We start from the raw sequence: 26,052 nt of genomic DNA, 5'->3' as shown, positions 1-26,052 counted from the left end.
ACGCTCTTCCGATCTCCGCGGGTGTCGCGTCGGGGCCGGGTGTCGCGGCGCCTCTCAGAAGAGCCGGAACTCGGTGCTCTCGGTGCCGCGCAGGCGGTCGTAATCGAGGGTGACGCACCGGATTCCGCGATCGGTGGCGAGAGTCTTGGCCTGCGGCCTGATCTGCTGGGCGGCGAAGATCCCGGCGACCGGGGCGAGCGTCGCGTCGCGGTTCAGGAGTTCGAGGTAGCGGGTGAGCTGCTCGACGCCGTCGATCTCGCCGCGCCGCTTGATCTCCACCGCGACGGTCCCGCCGTCGGCGTCGCGGCACAGCAGATCGACCGGGCCGATCGCCGTCATGTACTCGCGGCGGACCAGCGTGTAGCCCTCGCCGAGGGTCTGCACGTGCTCGGCGAGCAGTTCCTGCAGGTGCGCCTCGACACCGTCCTTCACCAGACCGGGATCCACCCCCAGTTCATGCGACGAGTCGTGCTCGACGTCGTTGATCGTGATGCGCAACTGCTCGCCGGCCTTGTTCTCCACCACCCAGACGGCCTGCGCCGCACTGCCCTCGACCGGGGGCTCCTCGGTGAGCCAGCACGGCGGGCTCATCCAGTTCAGCGGCTTGTAGGCCCGGTCATCGGCGTGCACGCTGACCGAGCCGTCGGACTTGATCAGCAGCAGCCGGCGGGCCATCGGCAGGTGCGCCGTCAGGCGCCCCACATAGTCGACCTGGCATTCGGCAATCACGAGACGCACGGCAGCCAGCTTAGGACATCACCCGGCGGCGGCCGTTCCGCCCTCGCCAACGGCGAGCAGCGCCAGCAGCAACTCCGCGCGCGTGGTCGCCGAGCTCAGGTCGACGGCCGCCACCTCCTGCGCCCGCACGATCCGGGCGCGCAGCGTATGCCGGTGCACACCGAGCGCCGCGCCGGCCGCCTCCCACTGCCCGTGACACTCGAGGTAGGTGCGCAGCGAATCGACGAGCACCGTCCCGTGCTCGGCGTCGTAGGCGGCCAGCGGCACGACGGCCTGCGCCGCGACCTTCTCCAGCGCCGTCCGCACCGCGGCGTCGGCCAGCAGCGGCGGTCGGGCCGAAGCGTCGTGCACGCGGCCGCCGGGCCGCCCGCCGCGCGCGGCGTACCGCGCCTCGTCCACGGCGTCGGTGAGCTGCCCGGCCGGATACGGCCGGCTCAGGCCCGCCCGCACGCGGCGGCGTGACGGCGCGGCGACGCCGTCGAGCAGTGCGCTCGCGGCGGAGTGCCCGCCCCGCAGCAGCACCACCACTTCGCCCAACTCCGGGGCCGACGTCCAGACGAAGACGGGCAGACCGGCGGCGACGAGCCCTCGTTCGAGTGTCCGGGCCAGCGCTCGCGCCTTGTCCGGCGGCGCCGACAGCACCATGGCCCGAACGTGTCCGGTCTCGTCGGTGACCGTCGCGACGAGCCGCCGGGCCGCCGACAGGTCCGCCTCGCCGGTGAGCAACAGCCCCACGGCGGCCCCGTTCAGCGCCCAGCCGGCCTCTGCGGCCTCACGCGGCGGCTCGAACTGCAGCGCGAGCAGCGAGGCGGCGTGCCCGATCAGCACTTGATCGGCGGGCAGCGGCGGCCGCTCGGTGACCACCACGAGATACCCGTGTGTGCGGCCGGGCGAGGCGACCGGTTGCACGACGACCGACGCGGCCGGGGTGTGTGCCACCGACGCCGTGCCCGCGCGCAGCTCGCGCACCTCCCGGGTCACCATCGCGGCGATCTCCGGCGCGACCTGCGCCGGCCGGGTGTGCGTCAGCGCTCCGGCGGAGTCGGTGAGAACCACGGTGCCCCGGCAGGCGGTCGCCAGCTCGCGCAGCACCGCGGGGGCTCCCCCGGTGACCGCCGCCCGCGTCATCCGGGGCTGCGCCCGCGCCGCCGACTGCGTCGCGCGCGCCGACAGCTCACCGATGCGGTCGGCGACGGCCCGGGCGACGGCGACGAACGGGGTCGGCAGCGGCACCTCGATCAACGGAATCCCGTGGCGATGCGCGGCGTCGACGAGTGCGGGGGGAACCCGATCGAAGGTCAGTCCCGTCCCCATCCCGAGCGCGGCCGCCCCGGACGCGGCGAGTCGCCGCACGTACTCGTCCTGATCCCGGCCCGCCGACCCCAGACCGGTGGTCAGGACCAGCTCGTTTCCGGACAGCCACGGCGAGGGGTCACCCAGCTCGGAGGTCACCGCGATGTCGATCTCCGGGCCGGTGATCCCGGGCGTCAGCAGCCGCAGGTCGAGCTCGCGGCGGCCGAGCAGCCATTGCAGAGACACCGCCACGACACACTCCATTTCGTCCAGTCAAGTCGGGTCATCTTATCCATTTCGACCAATGCGGCGCGGAGTGATCGGGGGCACAGTTAGACCTGTTCCACCACGGACAGGAGTGAACAGATGACCCCGCGCCTAGCGAACTACATCGACGGAGCCTTCGTCGATTCGGTTTCGACCGAGACCCTGAACATCGTGAACCCGGCCGACGAATCGGTGGTCGCGATCTCCCCGATCTCCACCGACGACGAGGTGTCCGCCGCGGTCGCGGCGGCACGACGGGCCTTCGTCTCGTGGGGCAAGACCACCCCGAGCCACCGGCAGAACGCGCTGTTGAAGCTCGCCGACGCCATCGAGGACCGCGCCGACGAGATCGTCGCCGCGCAGGTCCGCAACACCGGGCAGCTGGCCGCGATGGTCAAGACCGAGGAGGTGCTGGTCTCCGCCGACCAGGTCCGCTTCTTCGCCGGCGCCGCCCGCACGCTGGAGGGCCGGGCCGCCGGGGAGTACATGGAGGGCTTCACGTCGTACGTGCGGCGCGAGCCGATCGGCGTGGTCGGCCAGGTGACCCCGTGGAACTACCCGTTCATGATGGCGATCTGGAAGATCGCCCCCGCCCTCGCCGCCGGCAACACCATCGTGCTCAAGCCGAGTGACACCACCCCGGAGAGCACCCTGGTGCTGGCCGATCTCACCCGGGACATCCTGCCCGCCGGCGTCTTCAACGTCGTACTCGGCAACGGCCGCACCGGTGCCGCGGTGGTCGAGAGCCCCGGGATCGGACTGGTGTCGATCACCGGCTCGGTCCGGGCAGGCATCGCGGTGGCGACCAGCGCCGCCAAGGATCTCAAGCGCCCGCATCTGGAACTCGGCGGCAAGGCTCCGGCGGTGGTCTTCGGCGACGCCGACGTCGCCGCGGCCGCCGAGGGCATCGCCCAGGCCGCGTTCTTCAACGGCGGGCAGGACTGCACCGCGGCCACCCGCGCGATCGTCCACGAATCGGTCTACGACGGTGTCGTGTCCGCCCTCGTCGACCAGGCCGCGAAACTGCGGCCGGGAGCACCGGACGACGCGGACGCGTTCTACGGCGCGCTCAACAACGTCCACCACTTCACCGCGGTGATGGACAAGCTGGCGGCACTGCCCGGGCACGCGACCGTCGCCGCCGGCGGTCACCGGATCGGCGATCGGGGCTTCTACGTGGCGCCCACGGTCATCACCGACGTCGCCCAGGACGATCCGATCGTCCAGGAGGAGACCTTCGGGCCGGTCCTCACCGTGCAGCGCTTCACCACCGAGGACGAGGCGATCGAACTGGCCAACGGGGTCGACTACGGCCTCGCCGCCAGCGTGTGGACCAGCGACCACTCCACCTCGCTGCGGATGACCGCCGCGATCGACGCCGGCTGCGTCTGGGTCAACTGCCACATCCCGCTGGTCGCGGAGATGCCGCACGGCGGCTTCAAGCGGTCCGGCTACGGCAAGGATCTCTCGGTATACGGACTGGAGGACTACACGCGCATCAAGCACGTGATGAGCGCCCACTGACTCCCCCTTCCCCTCAGCCCGATACCCCAGCGAAAGGCCGACCGACCATGACCGACACCTTCCATCCGCTCGATCCGCTGTCCGCCGACGAGTTCACCCGCGTCACGCAGATCCTGGCCGGCGCGCACGGCGTCGGCGACGGCTGGCGCTACACGTCGATCGAGATGGCCGAGCCGGACAAGGCCGCCCTCGCGGCGTACGACACCGACGGCACGCCGTGCGAACGCCGGGCCGAGGCGACCGTCCTGCACTGCGCGGCGAACGCCACCTACAAGGCACTGGTCTCCCTCCAGACCGGCGAGGTGCTGTCCTGGGAGCACATTCCGGGCGTGCAGCCGAACGTCACCGTCGATGAGTGGGAGGAGGCCGATGCCGCGCTGCGCGCCCATCCCGACGTGATCGCGGCACTGGCGCGCCGCGGCATCACCGACCTCGATCTGGTGTTCATGGACACCTGGACCTACGGCGACGTGCTGATCCCCGACAAGTGGAAGGATCGTCGTATCGGCTGGTCGGACACCTGGGTGCGGGCGAGCGAAGACGCGAACCCGTACGCCGGTCCGGTCAACGGCTTCCACTGCGTGATCGATCTGAACACCATGGAACTGCTGGAGATCGAAGACACCTTCGTCGTCGACCGCCCGGAGATCATGGGCGAGTACCTGCCGCATCTGCTGCCCGAGCGCCTGCGCGAGAGCTTCAGCCGCGGGCCGTTGAAGCCGCTGGACATCACCCAGCCCGACGGGCCGTCGTTCACGCTCGACGGCAATCTGCTGAAGTGGCAGAACTGGTCGATGCGCGTGGGCTTCAACTACCGCGAGGGCATGACCATCCACGCCGTCACGTACGACGACAACGGCACCGAGCGCAAGATCGCCCACCGGCTGAGTTTCGCCGAGATGATGGTCCCCTACCGCGACCACTGCGACGACCACTACCGCCGCACCGCCTTCGACATCGGCGAGTGGGGACTGGGCTTCATGACCACCTCGCTGGAGCTGGGCTGCGACTGCCTCGGCGAGATCCGGTACCTGGACGCGACCCTGCACAACAGCAAGGGCGAGCCGTACACCATCAAGAACGCCATCTGCATCCACGAGGAGGACAACGCCGTCCTGTGGAAGCACGTCGACCACAACGGCGACGCCCAGGTGCGCCGGATGCGGCGACTCACCGTGTCGTTCCACGTGACCGTCGCGAACTACGAGTACCTGACGTACTGGCGCTTCTACCAGGACGGCAACATCGAGTGCGAGGTCCGCGCCACCGGCATCATGGTGGTCAGCCACCTGAATCCGGGTGCGACCAACGATCACGGCACGATCGTGGACGACCGCACCTACGCGCCGTTCCATCAGCACTTCCTCACCGCGCGGATGGACCTCGACATCGACGGCGGCCCGAACACCGTCTACCAGAGCGACACCGAGATGGTGCCGGTCGGCCCGGACAACCCGTACGGCCTGTCGTTGCGGGTGCGCAACACCCCGTTGCGGACCGAGGCCGACGGCAAACAGAACCCGAACTTCCAGGCGCAGCGCGCCTGGAAGATCGCCAACGACAACGTGACGACCGCGCTCGGCCTGCACCCGGCGTACAAGCTGTCCCCGGCGGGCGCGTTCCCGGCGATGTTCCCCGAGGACTCCCCGATCCTCGCCCGCTGCGAGGCGATCAAGCACTCGCTGTGGGTCACCCCGTACGCGCCGGACGAACGCTGGCCCGCGGGCGAGTTCGTCAACCAGAACAAGGCCGACACCGGCCTGGCGGTGTGGACGAAGGAGAACCGGAACATCGAGAACACCGATGTGGTGCTCTGGTACACCTTCGGCATCCACCACATCACCCGGCCGGAGGACTGGCCGATCATGCCCGCGGACATCGTGAGCTTCTGGCTCAAGCCGTTCGGGTTCTTCGATCGCAATCCCTCGCTGGACGTCGCTCCGTCACCGCCGAAGTCCTCGTCGTGCTGCGCCACCGAATCCACCGGATCGGCCGCCCAGGACGACTCCGCCTGCGGCTGCGGGCACTGAGAGCCGAGAGGAAGACCTGCCATGCGGATCTACGTCGCCTACCTCGCCACCGACGGTGGCGCCGATGCAGTCGCGATGGGCGGGCGCCTCGCCCGCACGCTCAAGGCCGGCCTGGACATCGGCATGGTGCTTCCGCCGGACGCGATGGCGCCACTGCACGCCGGTGATTTCGAGCAGGTGCTCACCGAGCAGGCCGATCAGTGGCTCGCGCAGGCTCGCGCCATGGTGCCCGACGACATCGACGTGGCGACGCACATCGCGTTCTCCGAGTCGTCGGCCGAGGGCATCATCGGCGAGGCACAGCGCGTCGGCGCGTCGGCGATCGTCGTCGGAGGTTCGGGCGGCGGGCTGGTCGGCGGGCACACGCTCGGCTCGGTGGTGAACGAACTCGTGCACTCGTCGCCGTTGCCGCTGGTGCTGTCCCCGCGCGGCCTGCGCCGGTCGAAGGTGCAGCACGTGCGGGCGATCACCTGCGCGATGGGCCGGCGGGCGGGCGCCCAGCATCTGCTCGACACCGCGATCCGCGCCGCCGCCCGCTCCCACAGCCCGCTGCGGGTGGTCTCCCTCATCGCGCTCGACCGCGTCCCGCACGGCCATAAGCCCGACGACCAGGTGATCGCCGAGGCCACCGCGCACGCGCAGTCCGCCTTCGATGAGGCCCGCTCCCGGATTCCGGTCGATACCGATGTCAGCTGGACCATCGTCTCCGGCCCGACCGTGGAGGACGCGGTGAACAAGCTCGACTGGCACGACGGCGACATCATCATGGTCGGCTCGAGCAGACTCGCCGCGCAGCGGCGCCTGTTCCTCAGTTCCACGGCGGCGAAGATGTTGCGCGTCCTCGACGTGCCGATGGTGATCGTGCCGAAAGAGGAGTCGTAGATGAGCACCTCCGACAAGGAACCGGTGGTCACGACCACTCCCCACGGTGCCGATCTGGTCGACAAGGGCCTGGCCGGCGGCAAGGTCGGCACGTTCGCCGGCGCGGTGCTCGGCGTGTCGTGCGTGGCCCCCGGCTACACCCTGACCGCGAGTATCGGCATCATCGTCTCGGCCGTCGCCCTGAAGATGCCGGCCATCTTCATCGCCGGTTTCATCCCGATGTTCCTGACCGCGTACGCCTACCGCGAGCTCAACTCCCGCGCCCCGGACTGCGGCGCGTCGTTCACCTGGTCGACCAAGGCCTTCGGCCCGTACGTCGGCTGGATGTGCGGCTGGGGCATGGTGCTGGCGACGATCATCGTGCTGTCGAACCTGGCGGCGATCGCCGTCGAGTTCTTCTATCTGTTCATCTCGCAGTTGTTCCGGGTCGACAGCATCGCCGACCTCGCCGAGAACAAGGCGATCAACATCGTGACGACGCTGGTGTTCATCGTGATCGCGGCCTGGATCGCCGGACGCGGCATCACCACCAGCCAGTGGGTGCAGTACGCGCTGGTCGGCTTCCAGATGGTGGTGCTGGTGGTGTTCGCGATCACCGCGATCGTGCGCTCGGGATCGTCGCCCACGCATCTCGACTTCTCCGCCGACTGGTTCAATCCGTTCAGCGGGCTGGCGCTGGGCGCCTTCGTGATCGGCCTGACCGGCTCGATCTTCGCCTTCTGGGGCTGGGACACCTGCCTCACGCTCGGTGAGGAGTCGAAGGATCCGCAGAAGACCCCGGGCCGCGCCGGCCTGCTCGCCGTGGTCACCATCCTGCTGACCTACCTGCTCGTCGCCGTCGCGGTGATGATGTACGCCGGCGTCGGGACGACCGGCATCGGACTGGGCGCCGAGGCGAACTCGGAGAACGTGTTCAAGCCGCTGGCCGATCCGGTCCTCGGCTCCGTGGGTGGTCTGCTGCTCTTCCTGGCGATCTTCGCCTCGTCGATCGCGAGCCTGCAGACGACGTTCCTGCCCGCCGCCCGCACCATGCTGGCGATGGGCGCCTACGGGGCGTTCCCGAAGAAACTGGCCAGCGTGCACCCGCGTTTCCTGGTGCCCACGTACGCGACCGTCGTCTCCGCCGTCGTCACCGGCATCTTCTATGTCGCGGTCAAACTGCTGTCCGAACACGCCCTCTGGGACACCATCGCGGCGCTGGGCATCATGATCTGCTGGTACTACGGAATCACCGCCTTCGCGTGCGTCTGGTTCTTCCGGAAGGAGCTGTTCGATTCGGTGCACAACATCGTCTACAAGCTCGTGTTCCCGCTGCTCGGCGGCATCATGCTGGCCGCCGTCTTCATCATCGCGGTCAAGGAGAGCCTCGATCCGGCGAACGGCAGCGGCACCGCGATCTTCGGGATCAGCCTCGTCTTCTACATCGGGTTCGGACTGCTGATCCTCGGTGTGATCCTGATGCTGGTCTGGCGCACGAAATCCCCCGCATTCTTCCGCGGGGAGACGCTGACCCGGGACACCCCGCCGCTCGTCGAATGACCTACCCGATCCGTCACGACCTCACGACTCCCCCGAAACGACTCTCCCGAACGGAGCCTTCATGACCACCCGGATCCCGCAGGTCCGAAACCTCGTCACCGAGCTGCCGGGTCCGCGCTCGGCCGCGCTCGCCGCCCGCCGCACCGCCGCCGTCGCCGCCGGGGTCGGGTCGTCGGTGCCGGTCTACGCCGCCGACGCCGACGGCGGAGTGATCGTCGACATCGACGGGAACTCGCTCATCGACTTCGGGTCGGGTATCGCCGTCACCTCGGTCGGCGCGTCCGATCCGGCGGTGGCGGCCGCCGTCGCCGATCAGGCCGCGCACTTCACCCACACCTGTTTCATGGTGACGCCGTACGAGAGCTACGTGGCCGTCGCCGAACGGCTCAACGCCCTCACCCCGGGCGAGCACGAGAAGCGGACCGTGCTGTTCAACTCGGGCGCCGAGGCCGTGGAGAACGCGATCAAGATCGCCCGGCTGGCGACCGGCCGGGACGCCGTCGTCGCGTTCGATCACGCCTACCACGGCCGCACCAACCTGACGATGGGCCTGACCGCGAAGTCGATGCCGTACAAGAAGAACTTCGGGCCGTTCGCGCCGGAGCTGTACCGGATGCCGGCGTCGTACCCGTATCGCGATCCGGCGGGCACCGACGGCAAGCAGGCCGCGGCCGACGCGATCGACCGTATCGAGAAGCAGATCGGCGCGGACTCGCTGGCCGCGATCATCATCGAGCCCATCCAGGGTGAGGGCGGCTTCATCGTGCCGGCTCCGGGTTTCCTGCCCGCGCTCGCCGAGTGGGCGCGGATCAACGGCGTCGTCTTCATCGCCGACGAGGTGCAGACCGGTTTCGCGCGTGCCGGCGACTGGTTCGCGTGCGACGACGAGGGCGTGGTCCCCGATCTGATCACGATGGCCAAGGGCATCGCCGGCGGCATGCCGCTGTCGGCGGTCACCGGACGCGCCGACCTGCTCGACGCCGTGCACCCCGGCGGGCTCGGCGGCACCTACGGCGGCAACCCGGTCGCCTGCGCCGCGGCCCTCGCCGCGCTCGACGTGATGGAGGAACGGCAGCTGGCCCGTCGGGCCCGGGAGATCGGCGAGCGGATCGTGACCCGGCTGCGGCGGGTGGCCGACGAGACCGGCATCATCGGCGACCTGCGCGGCCGCGGCGCGATGATCGCCGCCGAGCTGGTTCACCCCGGGACCACCGAACCGGCACCCGAATACGCGCGTGCCGCGGCCGCGGCCGCCCTCGCCGAGGGCGTCGTGATCCTCACCTGCGGCACCTACGGCAACGTGATCCGGCTGCTGCCGCCCCTGGTGATCGGCGACGACCTGCTCGACGACGGCCTCGAGGTCCTGGCCGCCGCGCTGGCGAACGCGCTGTAGAAGAACTCCCCTCACGGAAGGCTCCGCACCCGATGAACGATGTGAACGCTCTGCTCGACTCCGTGCCCACCGGCCTGTGGCTGGCCGGCGGTCCGGCCGCGGCCGCCTCCGGCGCCACCTTCGACGTCGTCAACCCGGCAACCGGCGACGTGCTCGTCGGTGTCGCCGATGCCGGGGTCACCGACGCCCACCTCGCCCTCGATCAAGCCGTGGAAGCCGGGGCCGCCTGGGCCGCCACGGCGCCCCGCCGGCGCGGCGAGATCCTCCGCGCGGCCTTCGACGCGGTGACCGCGCGCGCCGACGACTTCGCCCTGCTGATGACCCTGGAGATGGGCAAGATCCTGGCCGAAAGCCGCGGCGAGGTGACCTACGGCGCCGAATTCCTCCGCTGGTTCAGCGAGGAGGCGGTGCGCGTGCACGGGCGCACCGCGACCGCCCCGGCCGGGAACGGCCGGATCGTCGTCGTCAAGCAGCCGGTGGGCCCGGCGCTGGCCATCACGCCGTGGAACTTCCCGCTGGCGATGGGCACCCGCAAGATCGGGCCGGCGCTCGCCGCGGGATGCCCGATCATCGTCAAGCCGGCCGAGGACACTCCGCTGACGATGCTGCTGCTGGCCAAGGTGTTCGCCGATGTCGGCCTGCCGCCGGGCGTGCTGTCGGTGATCCCGACGACCAGCGCGGCCGACGTCTCCGCCGCGCTGATGTCCGACCCGCGCCTGCGCAAGGTGAGCTTCACCGGCTCCACCGGTGTGGGCCGCGCACTGATCCGGCAGTCCGCCGACCAGGTGCTGCGGACCTCGATGGAGCTGGGCGGCAACGCCCCGTTCATCGTGTTCGACGACGCCGACCTCGACGCCGCCGTCGACGGCGCCATGCTCGCGAAGATGCGCAACGGCGGCGAGGCCTGCACCGCCGCGAACCGGATCCTGGTGCAGAACGGCATCCGCCCGGCGTTCACCGAGGCGCTGACCGCCCGGATCGCCGCCATGTCGGTGGGCCCCGGCTACGACGACGGCAGCGACCTCGGGCCGATCATCAACGCCAAGCAGGTGGACAGCGTGGCCGCGCTGGTCGACGAGGCCGTCGCCGGTGGCGCGACCGTGCACACCGGCGGGCACCGCCTCGACCGGCCGGGCTACTTCTACGCGCCGACGCTGATCACCGGCGCGCCGGAGGACTCGCGGATCGCCGGTGACGAGATCTTCGGGCCGGTCGCGGTGATCTCCGGATTCGACACCGAGGCCGAGGCCATCGCCCGGGCCAACGACACCGAGTACGGCCTGGCGTCGTACTTCTACACGCGCGACCTCGACCGGGCCATGCGGGTGTCGGCGGCGCTGGAATACGGCATGGTCGGCGTCAACCGCGGCGTGATCTCCGATCCGGCGGCCCCGTTCGGCGGCATCAAGTCGTCCGGGCTGGGTGTCGAAGGCGGCAGCGAGGGCATCGAGGAGTACCTGAACACCAAGTACATCGCGCTGACGTAGGGGCGGGGCTTCGACACGGTCTCGCCCTGGCGGGCTCGACCGGTGGTTCCTGAGCGAAGTCGACGGGCTCAGCCGGCGGCCAGGCGGCTCAGCCGGTGCCTCGCCGCTCAGCCGGCGCGCGGGGCGGCGAGGCGGGAGTGATCGACCGTCTCGGCGAGCGTGTCGACGATCTCGCCGGCGCGGACGGCGACGTTCGAGAGCAGGCTCGAGGTGAGCCCGTGCGAGTGCTCCGAGTTGCCCTGCACGAAGATCGAGCCGGTGATGTGCGGGTCCGTCGACAGTCGGTAGCGGCGGTCCAGCACCGGCCGCCCGGCCGCATCGGTGCGGCACGACGACGCCAGGCCGCCGAGCAGCCGCTCCACCGGCACCGGCTCGAAGCCGGTCGCCAGGATCACCGCGTCGCAGTCGAGCACGGTCACCTCACCGGTGAGCCGGCTCCGCACCCGCAGGCGCGCGCCGTCGCCAGTCTCGGCGAGATCGGCCGTCTCGGAGGCGCCGTGGACGAAGAAGCGACGCGCGCCGCTCACCCGCTCGGCGTACTCGCGCCGGTACAGCTGCTCGATCAGCTCGCCGTCGACCGCGGAGTAGTTGGTGCCGCGATGGTCGTGCAGGAGCCGCTCGCGGGAACCGGCGTCGGCGCCGAAGAACTCGTCGACGGTGGACGCGTCGAACACCCGGTTCGCGTACGGGCTGTCGTCGGCCGGGGTGTAGCCGTACTTGCCGAAGACCGCGTGCACCTGCGCGCCGGTGGTCGACAGCAGGTACTCGGCGACCTCGGCGCCGCTCTGTCCGGAGCCGATCACCGCGTACCGTCCGTGCGCGGGCTCGGGCAGTTCGGCGAGCCGGTCGAGCAGGTCGTGATTGTGGAAGACGTGCCGGGACGGCGTCACCCCGGCGGGGAGCTTGGCCCGGATACCGCTGCCCAGCACCAGGTTCCGGGCGCGATACACGCCACCGCGACCGCGCACCACGAAGGCGTCACCGTCCCAGTCCACAGACGTGATCTCGCAGCCGTAGTCGACCGGCACGCTCACCCGCGCGGCGGCCCAGCGCAGGTAGTCGCAGAACTCCGCGCGCAGCGGGAAGAAGCTCTGCAGGTTGATGAAGTCGGCCAGCCGCCCGCGGTCGGCGAGGTACGCCAGGAAGGTGTACCCGCTGCGGGTGTCACGCTGGGTCGCCAGGTCTTTGAAGAACGACACCTGCATCGTCGCTCCCGGCAACAGCATGCCGGGATGCCACGCGAACGACGCGCGGCGCTCGAAGAAACGTGCGGTCAGGCCGGTCCCGAAGGCGGCGTTGTGCTCTTCGAGCGCGATCGCCAAGGCCAGATTCGACGGACCGAAGCCGACGCCGATGAGGTCGTAGACCCGGATCGACTCACTGCGCACTGTCCACTCCTCGTGTCATCGCCCATGCGTGAGGCCGGATTCACACACCGCACACTCGCACCGCTAAGTAGGTGAGTCTATCCTAACCAAAGGGGTCAAATCGGACCCCCACCGCCTAGGAGGAGACCGATGACCGTGTCGACGACAGCGCCGGCCCCCGGCCGAGACGACCTCGCCGACGACGCAGGCCGGAAGGCCGATCGACCGGACTTCCTGTTATGCCGCAACGGATACCGCGCGGTGGCCCACGGCCGGGCCGGAAGCTTCGACGACGCCGCCGAGGCCGCCGAAGCGCTGCGCTCCGGGCGCGCTCCGGCCGTCACCGGGGCACTCCCGTTCGACATCCGCGAGGCCGCGGCCCTCTCGGTGCCCCGGCGCATCGACGTCGTGCACGGCGCCTGGGCGCCCGGCCCGGTGACACTCGGACCGTCGACTCGCATCGCACGCCTCGATCCCCCGCTCGACGAACACCGGCGGCGCGTCACCGCCGCCGTGGCGGCACTCGCCGACCCGGGCACCGACCTGCAGAAGGTCGTCCTGGCCCGCAGCGTGCTGCTCGACTGCCCCGACCCGATCGGCGCCTGGGAGCTCGCCGCCGCACTGCGCGCGCAGGACCCGGCCGGATCGGTGTTCGTCACCGGACTGGCCCCGGCCGGCCGGCCCGGCACCCTGGTCGGCGCGAGTCCCGAGGTCCTCGTCCGCAAGACCGGCACGACGGTGAGCGCCCATCCGCTCGCCGGGTCGGCGCCGCGCTCTGCCGACCCGGCCGTCGACGACGCCCGGCGCCGCGCCCTCGCCGGCTCGCCGAAGGACCACGCCGAGCACGGCTACGTGGTGGCGGCGATCGCCGATGCGCTGGCGCCCCTGTGCCGTCGTCTCGACGTGCCCGCGCGCCCCGAACTGATGTCGACGCCCGCGATGTGGCATCTCGGCACCCCGATCACCGGTGAGCTGGCCGACCCCACGCTCACCGCCCTCGATCTGGCACTCGCCGTGCACCCGACGCCGGCGATCTGCGGCACCCCGACCCGCACCGCGCGCGATCACATCCTGGCCACCGAGTCCTCCCGCGGCTTCTACTCGGGCGCGGTCGGCTGGGCCCGGGCCGGCCACGATGGCGGCGACGGCGAGTGGATGGTCTCCATCCGCTGCGCCGAGGTCTCGGGCGACGGCCGGTCGATTCGCACCTGGGCCGGCGGCGGCATCGTCGCCGACTCGGACCCGGACTCGGAAGTGGCCGAGACCGAGGCCAAGCTGGCGACGGTGCTGCGCGCCGTCGGCGTCGAGCGGGCTACGCGGTGAGTTCGCGCACCCACGCCCCGACGACCGGCTCGCCGGCCAGCACGACGATGTCGGCGCGGGTGGCCCCGGCCGCGCGCCAGCGCTCAACCAGCGACATCAGCCGCACCGAGTCCAGCCCCATATCCAGCACGTTCGCGTCGTCGCCGAGTTCCTCGGCGGGCACGTCGAGCACCTCGGCGAGGTCGGCGACGATGCGTTCGCGGTCCAGGGTGTTGGTCATGAATTGCTCCTTCGGTCGGGTATCGGAGTATCGGCGGCGGCCAGCATACCCACGGACGCGCTGATGTCCACCACACCCGTTCTCCTCGACCTGTCCCCGCTGCGGATCTCGCCGGCCTTCCGGCGGATCTTCGTCGCGCGGGCCGTTTCGCTGATCGGCATCGGCATGCTGATGGTGTCGGTGCCCGTGCAGATGTGGCAGCTGACCGGGTCGTCGTTCCAGGTCGGCGCCGCCACGGCGGTGACCGGCACGACCACCTTCGCGGGCATGCTGATCGGCGGTGCCGCGGCCGACCGGATGGACCGGCGGACGCTCATCCTGGCCGGCCGATCCGCGGCCGCCGCGTCGTTCCTCGGGCTGAGCCTCAACGCCTTCGGCGTCTTCGGCGGCTCGCCCCTGGTGTGGATGGTCTACGCACTGGCCGCGGTCGACGGCCTGCTCGGCGCGCTGTCGAGCGCGGCGCTGATGGCCGCGGTGCCCACCCTGATCCCCCGCCGGCGACTGGCCGCCGTCGGCGCGCTGACCTCGCTGACCGTCCGGGTGGGGACCGCCGTGTCGCCCGGTATCGCGGCGGCGATCATCGGGGCCGCCGGGGTCGAATGGGCCTACGCGGCGGCGACCCTTCTGGCCGCCGTGACCGTGGTGATCCTGCTCGGTCTCCCGGAACTGTCCCCGCACGCCGCCCTCGCCGACGACGCCCCGCCCGCCGGCGACGTGCCCGTCACCGACGAGGCGGCCGGCGCCGACGACCCGCGGCGCGGCGGTGTCGCGCCCCCGGGGCTCGCCGCGTTCTTCCGGGAGTGCCCGGTGGTCCTGTCGGTGATGGGCGTCGGCGTCCTGACCATGCTGGCCACCGGCCTCGTCGCGCTGCTGCCCGCCCTGGTCTCCCACCGTTTCGGCGACCAGACCGGGGTGGTCGGCTATCTGATGGCGGCCACCGCGGCCGGCGCCCTGCTGGCCACCCTGACCAGCGGCTGGATCGGCCATGCACGACGCCCCGGTGCGATTCTGCTGAGCGCCACGACCGCCGGACTCGCGCTGATCGTCGTGGTCGGCGTCGCCACGGCGCTGTGGGTGGTCGTGATCGTGCTGGTGGCGATCGGCTTCCTCGATGCGACGGCCGAGGTGATCCGGTACACGCTGATCCAGCAGCACACGCCGGGACCGCTCCTCGGCCGTGTCAACGGCATCTGGATGGCGCAGGAGGTCAGCGGCGTCACGGTCGGCTCGCTGATCGCCGGTGCTCTCGGCACGCTCTGGGCCGCGCCGACCGCGATCGCCTACTACGGCCTGGTGCTCACCGCGCTGGCCGTGATCGCCGTGCTCGTCATGCGGTCGCTGTGGACCGCCCGGCAGCCCGGCTGCTGACCAGCGGCACCACCAGCGGGGTATGCGATTCCGGGTCGTCGATGATCCGGCACGGCAGGTCGAACACCCGCTGGATCAGGCCGGCGTCGACGATCTCACCGGGCGCCCCCTGAGCGACGATCTCGCCGTCCTTCATCACCACCAGGTGATCGGCGTACCGGAACGCGTGGTTCAGGTCGTGCAGCACCGCGACCAGCGTCCGGTTCTGTTCCCGGTTGAGCTCGGCGCAGAGGTCGAGGAGTTCGATCTGGTGGGCCAGGTCGAGATACGTGGTCGGCTCGTCGAGCAGGATCAGCGGGGTCTGCTGGGCCAGCACCATCGAGATCCAGACGCGCTGGCGCTGCCCGCCGGACAGTTCGTCGACCAGCCGTCCGGAGAGGGCATCGACCCGGGTGGCCCGCATCGCCGCGACGACGGCGGCCTCGTCGTCGTCGGTCCACTGGCGGATCAGGCTCTGGTGCGGGAAACGCCCGCGCGCGACCAGGTCGGCCACCCGGATGCCGTCGGGCGCGGTGGAGGTCTGCGGCAGCAGCCCGAGGCGGCGAGCCACCTCCTTGGCCGGCAGCGAGGTGATCTGCGCGCCGTCGAGCAGGACGGTCCCGCTCTCCGGGGAGAGCAGGCGGGAGAGCGCGCGCAACAGCGTCGACTTGCCGCAGGCGTTCGGGCCGATGATCACCGTGAACGAGTTCTCCGGCACGGTCAGGCTCAGCTCGGTGCTGATCACCCGCTTGTCGTAGCTGAGGGTCAGGTCCTCGGCCATCAGCCGCGGCCCGTCGGTCACCGGTGCGGGCACGTGCGCGCCGCGGCGGAACCAGCTCATGTCACTTCTTCCCATCGTCAGTTCCTTCTCGTCTCGCGGGCCACCAGCCACACCAGGTACAGGCCACCGATCGACACCGTGACCACGCCGACCGGCAGCTGGGTCGGCGCGAACAGCCGCTGCGCCACCAGATCCGACGCCGAGAGCAGCAGCGCGCCCATCGCCGCCGCGGGCACCAGGCTCACCCCGGCGGTGCGGGTGAGCCGCTTGGCGAGCTGCGGCGCGGCCAGCGCGACGAAGGCGATCGGCCCGGCGATGGCGGTCGCGAGGGCGGTGAGCGCCACACCCAGGATCAGCAGCACCAGCCGCGTGCGCTCGGCCCGGACGCCGAGCGCCGTCGCGGCATCGTCGCCCATCTCCAGCAGCTTCATCCGCCCGGCGTACGGCACCAGCGCCACCGCGAGGACGACGAGCACGACGACCGCGATCCACACCTGCGCCCACGTCGACGTGCTCAGCGAGCCCGCGCCCCAGGCGGCGGCCGACATCGCGGTGTCCAGGTCGGCGGTGAGGATGAGCCAGGTGTTGAACGAGGCCAGCATGGCGCTGAGCCCGATGCCGACGATGATCAGCCGGAAGCCCTGCACACCCTGCCGGTACGCCAGGAAGTACACCGCCAGCGCGGTCGCGATACCGCCGACCAGGGCGCCGCCGGACTGGCCGAGGACGGCGCTGCCGCCGCCGAGCACGATCACCACCAGCGCACCGGTGTAGGCACCGATGTTGAAACCGATCACGTCCGGGCTGCCGAGCGGGTTGCGCGTCAGCGACTGGATCACCGCGCCGCTGATGCCCAGGGCGATCCCCAGCAGCACGGCGAGCAGCGCCCGCGGCAGCCGTTTGGTGACCACCACGTAGTGCTCGCGGTGTTCGACGCGGGTGGTGGCCTCGGTGAAGATCGCCCGGAACACACCGCCGGCGCTCACCTGGTAGTCGCCCACCATCAGCGCGGTCAGCGTGATGCCGAGCGCCGCCACGACCATCACCGTCACCACGACGGCGACGCGGACGTCCATCCGCAGCGAGAACGGACCGGTTCGCCTGCCGAGGACCGCCACCGGGCGGCCGAAGTCGACGCTCACAGGCCGCTCGCCTTGCTTCGGCGGACCAGCCAGATCAGCACCGGCGCACCCACGAACGAGGTGACGATGCCCACCTGCAATTCGTCGGGACGCACCACGACGCGCCCGATGATGTCGGACACCAGCAGCAGAATCGGGCCGAGGACCAGGCTGTAGACCAGGATCCAGCGTTGCTCGGGACCGACGATCCAGCGCGCGACGTGCGGGATCATCAGCCCGACGAAGGCGATCGGGCCGGCCGCGGCCGTCGCCGCACCGCAGAGCAGGGTCACCGCGAGGAAGCCGATCAGCCGGGTGCGCAGGGTGTTGGCGCCGAGCGCACGGGCCAGGTCGTCACCCAGCGCGAGGGCGTTGAGCGGGCGCGCGACGGCCACCGCGAGAACCACCCCGGCCACGACGAACGGCACGATCGCGGTCGTCACGCTCAGGGTGCGCCCGGCGATGGAGCCGGCCTGCCAGAACCGCATCTGGTCGAAGGCCTTCGGATCGAGCAGGACCAGTGCGGTGGTGATGCCGGTGAGCAGGGCGGTAACCGCGACCCCGGCGAGGGTGAGCCGGACCGGGCTGGCTCCCCCGACGCCTCGCGAGCCCACCGCGTAGACCACCGCGGCCGCGACGATCGCGCCGACGAAGGCGAACCAGATGTACGTCCAGATGCCGGTGTAGCCGAACACCCCGATCGCGAGGGCGACGAAGAACGCGGCGCCGGCGTTGACACCGAGGATGCCGGGATCGGCGAGCGGATTGCGGGTCATGGCCTGGATCAGCGCACCGGCGACGGCCAGCGCGATGCCGACCAGGATGCCCAGCAGGGTGCGGGAGATCCGGCCGTCGCGCACGGTCAGCTGCTCCAGCGAGCCGGTGTAGTGAAAGACCGTGTCCCACACCGTGCTCAGCGGGATCGACGTCGGGCCGATCGCCAGGCTGCCGACGACCACGCCGAGCAGGACCGCCGCCAGCACCAGCAGGCCCAGCGCCCGGAACGCATCGGTCCGGGCCACGCCGACCGTGCGCTCGGCGGCGCTCTCGCCGGGCGGCGCGGCCACCTCCGCCACCCCCGTCATCGATGCACCACGCGCACAGCGGCTCCCACAGTCCGGGTTCGGATCGTACGGACCCGAACATCTTTCAAAGGTTTGGTAATGCTTACCTTAATAAGAGCATTGTCCCGATCGAACAGGACCCCCGCCGCCGATGAAACTCGCCGAGATCTTGCCGCTGACTCCGGTGCAGGATGGACTGCTGTACGCGTCCACCCTGGTCGGCGACGGCCCTGACCCGTACACGGTACAGGCCGACATCGCCCTGACCGGCGACCTCGACCCGGGACTGCTGCACCGCAGCGCCCAGGCCGTCTTCACCCGGCACCCCAACCTGCGCACGGCGTTCAGCCGGCGCAAGAACGGGATGCCGGTGGCCCTGGTCCTCGACGGGGCCGAGATCGGCTGGGCGGAGCACGACCTGCGGGAGGACCCCGACCGGTGGGCGGCGATCTGCGACGACGCCCGCGACGAACGCTTCGACCTGGCCCGGCCGCCGCTGCTGCGGCTGACCCTGGCCCGGACCGGAGAGCGCGACTGGCGGCTCCTCATCACCAACCACCACCTGATCCTCGACGGCTGGTCGGCGCCGCTGCTGCTGCGGGAGATCGCGCTGACCTACGCCGCCGGTGGCTCCACCGCGACCTTGCCACCGGTCCGGCCGTTCCGCGACTACCTCACCTGGCTCGGCGAGCAGGACCGCGAAGCGGCGCTCGACCGCTGGCGCCCACTGCTCGACGGGGCCGAGGCGACGCTCCTCGCCGGACCCGACCCGGCGGGGATGGGCGCGCGGCCGCGCGAGGTCCGTCTCGATGACCTGGGAACCCTCGGCGAACGGCTGGCCGACCGGGCCCGCGCCGCCGGGGTCACCCTCGGCAGCCTCGTCCAGACGGCATGGGGACTGACCCTCGGGTACGAGACCGGGCGCACCGATGTGCTGTTCGCCGCGACGGTCTCCGGCCGCAGCCCGGACTTCTCCGGTGCCGAGTCATTGATCGGGATGACGATCGGCGCCGTTCCGGTCCGGGTCCGCGCCGCCGGCGCCGACCGGGTGATCGACGTCGCCGGGCGCGTGCAGCACGACCAGTCGACGGTGCTCACCGACCACTGGGTGGGCCTGCCGGCGATCGCCGGCGCGATCGGCGCGGGCGAGCTGGCCGACACCCTGCTCGTCGTCGAGAACCATCCGGCGTCGTCCGGGCCGCTGCGCGAGGCCTTCGCGGCGACCGGTCTCGGGCTCGCCGGGATCGCCCCGCGCGATTCGACGCACTATCCGCTCACCGTGCAGGTGGTCGTCACGCCGCACCTGGAGATCCGCCTGCACCACCTGCCCGCCGCGCTCGGTGCCGAGCGCGTGACCCGGATCGCCGGGACGCTGGTCTCGATGCTCGAGGTGCTCGCCGACCGGCCGGACACACCCGTCGCGGCCTCGGCACCGCCGCCCGCCGCGGTGCTCGCCCTGGGTGCCGGACCCGAGCGGGAGCAGCCCGATCTCGCCGGGCTGCTCCGGGATGCCGGGCCGCGCGAACCCCGGGTCCGCGCGCTGACGGCGGCGCTGCGCGCCGCCGGCGCGGGCACCGACGCGGTGGTCGCCGTCGCCCTGCCCCGCGGCGACGATGCGGCGGCCGCGATCCTGGCGACGCTGCGCGCCGGGGCCGCGGTGTTGCCGATCGACCTCGGCTACCCGCGCGAGCTGGTCGAATACATCCTCGGCGACGCCGGTCCCGCGGTGCTCGTCACGACCGCCGATGCCGCGCTGCCGCCCGTCGCAGCGCACCGGATCGTCGTCGACGACCTGCCGGACGACGCCGACGACCATCCGCATCCCGCCGCGCCCGGCTCGGCGCTGGCCTACCTCGCCTACACCTCCGGATCGACCGGGGTCCCCAAGGGTGTCGCCGGCACCCGGGACGCGCTCGCCACCCGGATCGCGTGGGCCACCGCTCGGTGGCCGGCCGCGCCGGGCGACGCGCGACTGCTGAAGAGCTCGTTCGCCTTCATCGACGGGCTCACCGAATTGCTCGGCGCCCTCGCCGCCGGTGCGCGCCTGGTGATCGCCGACGACGCCGAGCGCGTCGACCTCGCCGCCCAGGCCGCCTTGCTGCGCGCCGAACCGGTCGCCCAGGTCACCGCGGTGCCGTCACTCGCGGCCACCCTCGCCGCCACCGAACCGGCGGCGTGCGCCGGCATCACCCGGTGGGTGCTGTCCGGGGAACCGCTCGGCGCCGACGTGGCCGCGGCCCTCCGGGCGGTCTCGCCCTCCGCCCGGGTGGTGAACTCGTACGGGTCGTCGGAGGTGGCCGGTGATGTGACGGTCGCCGAGCTGGATGCCGACGGCGAGCCGGTGACCCTCGGGCGGCCGGTCCCGGGATCGACGGTGCGCGTACTCGACCCGCTGCTGCGGCCGTCGCCGCCGGGGGTGATCGGCGAGATCTACGTCGCCGGACCGCAGATCGCCCGGGGATACCTGGGGCGGTCCGCGCTGACCGCCGAACGGTTCGTCGCCGATCCGTTCGGCCCCGGCCGCCTCTACCGCACCGGCGACCTCGGCCGCTGGCGGCCCGGCGGTCTTCTCGAATTCCACGGCCGTGTGGACGGGCAGGTCACCATCCGCGGCCACCGGGTCGAGACGGTCGGCGTCGAAGCCGCGCTGCGCGCGGTCCCCGGGGTCACCGGGGCGGCCGTCGTCACCCGTCCGGACGCCACCAGGGCATCGGCCCTCTGGGCCTACCTCACCGTCGCACCCGGCGGCCCCGACCGCGAGCGGATCACCGCGGCGCTCGCCGCGCGGCTGCCCTCGTATCAGGTGCCCGCGGTGGTCCTGCTCGACGCGATGCCCACACTGCCCAACGGCAAGGTGGACCGGCGTGCCCTTCCCGATCCGGCCGGTCTGCTCACCGTCGCCGACGAGGCGCCGCGCACGCCGACCGAGATCGGCCTTGCCGCGGCGTTCGCCGAGGTACTCGGCGTCGAGCGGGTCGGGACCGGGGACGACTTCTTCGCGCTCGGCGGGCATTCCCTGCTCGCCACCCGGCTCCTCCACCGGATCACCACCGACCGGGATCTGCCGCTGACGGTGCGGAGCGTCTTCGACCACCCGACCGTCGCGGCGCTGGCCGCCGAGATCGACCGGCATGCCGCCGATCCGGCGCCGACCGGTCCGGTGCCGCCCGGGCCGCGCCCCGACCCGCTGCCGGCGACCGCCGCCCAGCGCGGCGTCTGGGCCGCCGAACAGCTCACCCGGCAAGCACCCGGGACGGCCGAGGCGTCGTACAACCTGCCCTTCGCGGTGTCGTTGCGCGGACTACTCGACACCGCGGCACTCGCCGCCGCCTGCGGGCACCTCGCCGACCGGCACGAGGCCCTGCGCACGCGCCTGATCGCCGGTGACGGCGGCGCCCTCGTGCAGGTCATCGCACCGCCCGGCACGCCCGTTCCGTTCGTCGTGCACGACGACCCCGACGGCCTCGCCGCGGCCCGCGAGCGGCCGTTCGACCTGGCCAGTGAGCTTCCGCTGCGGGTCGACGTCGCCCGTCGCGGCGACGCGTCGTGGACCGTGCAGCTGACCGTGCACCACATCGCCGCCGACGAATGGTGCGCGCCGCAGCTGTTCGCCGAACTCGCCGAGGACTACCGGGCGGTCGTGAACGGCGAGGCTCCCGCCGGGCCCGCCCGGTTGCAGTACGCCGACGCCGCCGGCTGGCAGGAGCGGTCCGTCGACCGGCCGCGCGAGCGTGAGCACCATCGCGCGGCCCTCGCCGGGATCCCCGACGAACTGGCTCTCCCCTACGACCGGCCGCGGCCCGAGACGCCGACCTGGCGCGGCGGCACGGTCGAGTTCACGCTGCCCGGCGACCTCGGCACCGCCATGCGGGCGCTGGCCGCCCGCGCCTCCGCGACTCCGTTCATGGTGATCCACGCCGCGGTCGTCGCGGTCTGGGCCCGGCTGAGCGGGTCCGGCGACATCGTTCTGGGCACCCCGGTCGCCGGCCGCGGCCATCCCGATCTGGACGCGGTGATCGGCATGTTCACCAACACCGTCGCGGTACGCACCCGCGTCGACGACGACCCCACCGTCACCGAGTTGCTCGCCCGCGTCCGGGAGACCGACCTCGCGGCTCTGGAGCATCAGCTGATGCCCTTCACCGAGATGGTCGACGCCGTCGACCCGCCCCGGCGATTCGGCCGGAACCCGTTGTTCCAGACCATGATTCAGTACCGCGGCCCGGTCCCCGTCCCGGACTTCGCCGGGCTCGAAGCCCGGGTCGAACCGCTCGCGCCGGTGGGCGCGAAGTTCGATCTCACCGTCGAGTTCCTGGAGCGGGCCGATTCTCCGGCGCTCTCCGCCCGGATCGAGTACGCCCGTGATCTGTTCGACCGGCCGACCGTCGAACGGATCGCCGGACTCCTCGCCGCCGCCCTGGCACAGATGACGGCCGATCCCGGGCTGCGGCTGCGCCGGCTCGACCTGCTCGGTGCCGCCGACCGCCGGAGCCTGGACGCGGCGAACACCACCGCGCATCCGGTGCCCCCGGGCGCCGACCTGACCGGGCTCATCGCGGCGGCCGCCGCGGCACATCCCACCGTGACGGCGGTGCTCGCCGACGGCGAGACCACGACCTACGCCGACCTGCTCGCCGCATCCGGCCGGCTCGCCGCACAGCTCGCCACCGCGGGCGCCGGGGTCGACGACGTCGTCGCCGTCGATCTGCCGCGCGGGACGGCGCTCTCGGTGGCGCTGCTCGCCGCGCACCGGGTGGGCGCGGCGTATCTGCCGCTCGACCGCGAACATCCACCCGCGCGGCGGCGCTTCCTGCTCGATGACGCCGCACCGGCTGCGCTGATCACCGACCGCGCCGATACCGGCGACGAGGTGCCCACGCCGGTCGTGAACGCGCGCGGAATCTGCGACCGGCCCGTGCCCGCCTCCGGCCTGCCCGCACCCGGATCCCTCCCGGACCGGCGCGCCGCGTATCTGATCTACACGTCGGGGTCGACAGGCACCCCGAAGGCGGTCGTCGTCGAGCATCGGGCGATCGTGAACCGGCTGTGCTGGATGCAGGATCGCTACGGGCTGGTGCCCGGCGAGCGGGTGCTGCACAAGACGCCGACCGGCTTCGACGTCTCGGTCTGGGAGCTGTTCTGGCCGCTCATCGCCGGGGCGACGGTGGTGATGGCCGAGCCGGACGCCCATCGAGACCCCGCGCGGATCGCCGAGATCCTGCGCCGGGATGCCGTCACGACCGTGCACTTCGTGCCGTCGATGCTCCGGGCGTTTCTCGCCGCGGCCACTCAGCCCACGACGCCCCCTATCCCCACGACGCCCCCTGACCTCGCGCCGCCCCCTGACCTCGCGCCGCCCCCTGACCCCACGACGCTCCCTGAGCCCGTCGAAGGGCTGCGCCGGATCCTCTGCTCCGGCGAGGCGCTGACCGCACCCCTGCGCGACGGCGTCGCGGAGCGTTTCCCCGATGCGCGCCTGCACAATCTGTACGGCCCCACCGAGGCCGCCGTCGACGTCACCGAGATCGACGTCACCGGGCTGACCGGACCGGTCGTGCCGATCGGCCGGCCGGTGTGGAACACCGGCGCCCGGGTGCTGGGTCCGGCCCTCGATGAGCGCCCGATCGGCGTCTGGGGCGACCTCTATCTCACCGGGGTGCAGCTGGCCCGCGGCTACGCACGGCGACCGGGCCTGTCCGCGGCGCATTTCGTCGCGTCGCCGTTCTCCCCGGGTGAGCGCATGTACCGCACCGGCGACGTCGCCCGGTGGACCGCCGACGGTGTCCTGGAATACGCCGGACGCAGCGATGCGCAGCTCAAACTGCGTGGTCAACGCGTTGAACCGGGCGAGATCGAGCACGCGCTGCTGCGCACCGGCTCGTTGGCGCAGGCCGTCGTCGTGGGCCATCGCACGGCCGACGACCGGACCGTGCTCGCCGCCTACGGGGTCGCCTCGAGCGGCGCCGACGGCGTCGAGCCCGCCGGCCTGCTCGCGGCCGTCGCCGACGAGCTGCCCGCGCATCTGGTCCCGGCCACGCTCACCCTGCTCGACGCGCTGCCGGTGACCGCGAACGGGAAGCTCGATCGCGCGGCGCTGCCGGATCCGGTGATCTCCGGTACCGGGGAGGCGGTCGAGGGGGCCGCGGAGCGCGTGATCGCCGAGGTCTTCGGTGAGGTGCTGCGCCTCCCGGAGGGGGTGAGCGCGGCCCGCGACGACGACTTCTTCGCCCTCGGCGGCGACAGCATCGTGGCGATCACCGTCGTCAACCGGCTGCGGCGGCGCGGTCTGGAACTCTCCGTGCGCGAGGTCTTCGAGGCCCGCACGGTGGCGCGTCTCGCCGGTCTCGCCCGGGAGGTCGCGGTGAGCGATCCCGACGGCGTCGTCCCGATCACCGAACGCACCCGGCCGCTCCCGCTCACCCCGATCGCCGCGCAGCTGGCCGCGCGGACCGGGCGCTGGCAGTCGTTGGCCCAGTCGGTCACCGTCGCGCTTCCGCACGGTATCGGCGTCGATCGCCTGACCGCCGTGCTCGACGCCGTGCTCGCCCGCCACGAGGCGCTGCGTCTGCGAGTCGGGGTCGCCGCGGGCGGCGTGTGGTCGCCCACGCCGCGCGCCGTCACCGACTGTCGCGCGGCGGACCTCCTGTCCGTGCACCAGGTGGCCGCCGATCCCGGCGAGGCCGAATTCGCCTCGATCGCGGACCGGGTTCACGCCCGCCTCGACCCGACCGTCGACGGCTGCCTGCAGGCCGGGGCGGTGTTCGCGCCGGACGGCGCGTGGCTGGTCCTGGTGATCCATCATCTGGCGATCGATGCGGTGTCCTGGCGCCTCCTGCTCGACGACCTCGCCGTCGCCGACGCGGCGCTCACCGCCGGGCGCCGCGCCGCGCTCGGCGCACCCCTGACCGGTTTCGCCGATTACGCCGACGCGGTCGCCGCGCTCGCCGCGGCCCCGGAGACCACCGCCGACGCCGCCCGATGGCGGACGTTGCTGGCGAGCGCCTCGCCACTGTTCCCGGCGGCCGCCGGTCCGGCCGTCACCCAGGCCGACCTGCGCACCCGGACGCTGCGCCTGCCCGCCGAGACGCCGACCGCGCCGTCGTTCGTCGCGGCCGTCGCCGATGCCCTCGACCGCTGGCGGGCCGGGCACACCTCGGGCGACGCGGCGCCGTTCCTCGTGGACGTCGAAGGCCACGGCCGTGATCTGGTCGACGCCGATCTGTCGGAGACCGTCGGCTGGCTCACCGCGCTGTGGCCGGTGCGGTGCGATCCGGCCGCGTCCGACGGGCGGGACCGGATCGAGGAGCAGCTGGCGGAACCGGGATACGGCTACGGGCTGGCCCGCTACTGCAATCCGCGCACCGCTCGTCTGTTGGCGCGGTCCCCGCGGGCGCAGGTGCTGGTCAACTTCCTGGGCGTACTCGACCTCGGCGCGGAGCAGCCGTGGCGGCCGGCCCCGCAGTCGCGGTGGACACGCACCACCCCGGCGGCGGATCTGGAGGTGGACCACCCGCTGACCGTCGACGGCCGCGTGGAGGTCGCGGCCGACGGCGCCCAGACGCTGGTGGTGGAACTGACCTGGTCGTGCACCGTACTCACCGACGGTGACGTGGACGCGATCGCGGCCCACCTCGGCGCCGCCCTCCCCGCCCCGGCCTGACGATCCGGGTCTCGGC

General features: G+C 72.1%; 16 protein-coding genes. 9 read left to right on the top strand and 7 right to left on the bottom strand.

What is annotated here, in order from left to right; all coding sequences use genetic code 11:
- Nucleotides 1–54: 54 nt before the first annotated feature.
- On the bottom strand, nucleotides 55–738 hold the full coding sequence (gene nucS, locus ACSEEN_RS00120) for an endonuclease NucS (RefSeq protein ID WP_298440999.1): 684 nt from the start codon (nucleotides 736–738) through the stop codon (nucleotides 55–57).
- A gap of 18 nt (nucleotides 739–756) precedes the next feature.
- A complete protein-coding gene (locus ACSEEN_RS00115; protein WP_440711910.1) occupies nucleotides 757–2,283 on the bottom strand; it encodes a helix-turn-helix domain-containing protein in 1,527 nt (508 codons plus the stop codon).
- Between the two features lie 114 nt (nucleotides 2,284–2,397).
- Here ACSEEN_RS00115 and ACSEEN_RS00110 point away from each other — a divergent pair, with 114 nt between their 5' ends.
- From ACSEEN_RS00110 to ACSEEN_RS00085, 6 genes are all read left to right on the top strand, one after another.
- On the top strand, nucleotides 2,398–3,822 hold the full coding sequence (locus tag ACSEEN_RS00110) for an aminobutyraldehyde dehydrogenase (RefSeq protein ID WP_247867208.1): 1,425 nt from the start codon (nucleotides 2,398–2,400) through the stop codon (nucleotides 3,820–3,822).
- A 47-nt stretch (nucleotides 3,823–3,869) separates the two neighbouring features.
- Nucleotides 3,870–5,852 (top strand): primary-amine oxidase, encoded by a 1,983-nt coding sequence (locus tag ACSEEN_RS00105; RefSeq protein ID WP_440711909.1) that lies wholly within the window; start codon nucleotides 3,870–3,872, stop codon nucleotides 5,850–5,852.
- A 21-nt stretch (nucleotides 5,853–5,873) separates the two neighbouring features.
- Nucleotides 5,874–6,734: a universal stress protein gene (locus ACSEEN_RS00100; RefSeq protein ID WP_247867206.1), complete on the top strand. Its 861-nt coding sequence runs from the start codon at nucleotides 5,874–5,876 to the stop codon at nucleotides 6,732–6,734.
- The gene (locus ACSEEN_RS00095) at nucleotides 6,735–8,273 is read left to right on the top strand and encodes an APC family permease (RefSeq protein WP_247867205.1); all 1,539 of its coding nucleotides are present in this window, start codon (nucleotides 6,735–6,737) and stop codon (nucleotides 8,271–8,273) included. It abuts the gene before it with no gap.
- Between the two features lie 61 nt (nucleotides 8,274–8,334).
- Nucleotides 8,335–9,666, top strand: coding sequence for a 4-aminobutyrate--2-oxoglutarate transaminase (gabT, locus tag ACSEEN_RS00090; protein ID WP_440711908.1), 1,332 nt, complete (start codon nucleotides 8,335–8,337; stop codon nucleotides 9,664–9,666).
- Nucleotides 9,667–9,698: 32 nt separating this feature from the next.
- Nucleotides 9,699–11,153 (top strand): NAD-dependent succinate-semialdehyde dehydrogenase, encoded by a 1,455-nt coding sequence (locus ACSEEN_RS00085; RefSeq protein WP_247867203.1) that lies wholly within the window; start codon nucleotides 9,699–9,701, stop codon nucleotides 11,151–11,153.
- Between the two features lie 107 nt (nucleotides 11,154–11,260).
- Here the strand turns inward: ACSEEN_RS00085 and ACSEEN_RS00080 are convergent, their stop codons facing one another.
- Nucleotides 11,261–12,541, bottom strand: coding sequence for a lysine N(6)-hydroxylase/L-ornithine N(5)-oxygenase family protein (locus ACSEEN_RS00080; protein WP_247867202.1), 1,281 nt, complete (start codon nucleotides 12,539–12,541; stop codon nucleotides 11,261–11,263).
- 129 nt (nucleotides 12,542–12,670) lie between these two features.
- On the opposite strand from ACSEEN_RS00080, the gene ACSEEN_RS00075 reads away from it, so the two are divergent.
- Complete coding sequence (locus tag ACSEEN_RS00075) at nucleotides 12,671–13,843, top strand: isochorismate synthase (protein WP_440711907.1); 1,173 nt, start codon at nucleotides 12,671–12,673, stop codon at nucleotides 13,841–13,843.
- Here the strand turns inward: ACSEEN_RS00075 and ACSEEN_RS00070 are convergent.
- Nucleotides 13,833–14,063, bottom strand: coding sequence for a phosphopantetheine-binding protein (locus ACSEEN_RS00070; RefSeq protein ID WP_247867200.1), 231 nt, complete (start codon nucleotides 14,061–14,063; stop codon nucleotides 13,833–13,835). The two genes, ACSEEN_RS00075 and ACSEEN_RS00070, sit on opposite strands and share 11 nt — an antisense overlap.
- Before the next feature lie 63 nt (nucleotides 14,064–14,126).
- Between ACSEEN_RS00070 and ACSEEN_RS00065 the strand changes: the two genes are divergently transcribed.
- Complete coding sequence (locus ACSEEN_RS00065; protein WP_440711906.1) at nucleotides 14,127–15,431, top strand: MFS transporter; 1,305 nt, start codon at nucleotides 14,127–14,129, stop codon at nucleotides 15,429–15,431.
- On the opposite strand, the gene ACSEEN_RS00060 is transcribed toward ACSEEN_RS00065, so the two are convergent.
- Genes ACSEEN_RS00060 through ACSEEN_RS00050 form a run of 3 tightly spaced genes read right to left on the bottom strand, consistent with a single transcriptional unit; the run spans nucleotide 15,391 to nucleotide 18,397 of the window.
- A complete protein-coding gene (locus tag ACSEEN_RS00060; RefSeq protein WP_247867962.1) occupies nucleotides 15,391–16,251 on the bottom strand; it encodes an ABC transporter ATP-binding protein in 861 nt (286 codons plus the stop codon). The genes ACSEEN_RS00065 and ACSEEN_RS00060 overlap by 41 nt on opposite strands.
- A 17-nt stretch (nucleotides 16,252–16,268) precedes the next feature.
- Nucleotides 16,269–17,333: a FecCD family ABC transporter permease gene (locus ACSEEN_RS00055; RefSeq protein ID WP_298443139.1), complete on the bottom strand. Its 1,065-nt coding sequence runs from the start codon at nucleotides 17,331–17,333 to the stop codon at nucleotides 16,269–16,271.
- Nucleotides 17,330–18,397 (bottom strand): iron chelate uptake ABC transporter family permease subunit, encoded by a 1,068-nt coding sequence (locus ACSEEN_RS00050; RefSeq protein ID WP_298443138.1) that lies wholly within the window; start codon nucleotides 18,395–18,397, stop codon nucleotides 17,330–17,332. Before ACSEEN_RS00050 ends, ACSEEN_RS00055 begins: the two co-directional genes overlap by 4 nt.
- 130 nt (nucleotides 18,398–18,527) lie before the next feature.
- Here ACSEEN_RS00050 and ACSEEN_RS00045 point away from each other — a divergent pair, with 130 nt between their 5' ends.
- Nucleotides 18,528–26,036 (top strand): non-ribosomal peptide synthetase, encoded by a 7,509-nt coding sequence (locus ACSEEN_RS00045; protein WP_440711905.1) that lies wholly within the window; start codon nucleotides 18,528–18,530, stop codon nucleotides 26,034–26,036.
- Nucleotides 26,037–26,052 lie beyond the last annotated feature (16 nt).

Source organism: Gordonia marina, assembly GCF_052036135.1.
Taxonomy (GTDB): Bacteria; Actinomycetota; Actinomycetes; order Mycobacteriales; family Mycobacteriaceae; genus Gordonia.
Note: the sequence above shows the minus strand (reverse complement) of the source record. Positions and strands in the feature narration are given on the sequence as shown.